The sequence below is a fragment of the Pseudomonas sp. AAC genome (assembly GCF_000725445.1).
Classification (GTDB): Bacteria; Pseudomonadota; Gammaproteobacteria; order Pseudomonadales; family Pseudomonadaceae; genus Pseudomonas; species Pseudomonas citronellolis.
Map to the genome: position 1 here is coordinate 1 of NZ_KL647115.1, position 931 is coordinate 931.

The 931-nt window shown below is 52.2% G+C and carries 1 rRNA gene; it reads left to right on the forward strand.

Annotation, left to right across the window (positions count from 1 at the left end):
- A 23S ribosomal RNA gene (locus FG99_RS30690) occupies positions 1-931 on the forward strand; the annotation flags it as partial.

Genomic DNA, 931 nt, shown 5'->3' on the forward strand with positions numbered 1-931 from the left:
TTGTTGGGTGACTGCGTACCTTTTGTATAATGGGTCAGCGACTTATATTCAGTGGCGAGCTTAACCGAATAGGGGAGGCGTAGCGAAAGCGAGTCTTAATAGGGCGTTTAGTCGCTGGGTATAGACCCGAAACCGGGCGATCTATCCATGAGCAGGTTGAAGGTTAGGTAACACTGACTGGAGGACCGAACCCACTCCCGTTGAAAAGGTAGGGGATGACTTGTGGATCGGAGTGAAAGGCTAATCAAGCTCGGAGATAGCTGGTTCTCCTCGAAAGCTATTTAGGTAGCGCCTCACGTATCACTCCAGGGGGTAGAGCACTGTTTCGGCTAGGGGGTCATCCCGACTTACCAAACCGATGCAAACTCCGAATACCTGGAAGTGTCAGCGTGGGAGACACACGGCGGGTGCTAACGTCCGTCGTGAAAAGGGAAACAACCCAGACCGTCAGCTAAGGTCCCAAAGTTGTGGTTAAGTGGTAAACGATGTGGGAAGGCTTAGACAGCTAGGAGGTTGGCTTAGAAGCAGCCACCCTTTAAAGAAAGCGTAATAGCTCACTAGTCGAGTCGGCCTGCGCGGAAGATGTAACGGGGCTCAAACCACACACCGAAGCTACGGGTGCATCGCAAGATGCGCGGTAGAGGAGCGTTCTGTAAGCCTGTGAAGGTGAGTTGAGAAGCTTGCTGGAGGTATCAGAAGTGCGAATGCTGACATGAGTAACGACAATGGGAGTGAAAAACTCCCACGCCGAAAGACCAAGGGTTCCTGCGCAACGTTAATCGACGCAGGGTTAGTCGGCCCCTAAGGCGAGGCAGAAATGCGTAGTCGATGGGAAACAGGTTAATATTCCTGTACTTCTAGTTACTGCGATGGAGGGACGGAGAAGGCTAGGCCAGCTTGGCGTTGGTTGTCCAAGTTTAAGGTTGTAGGC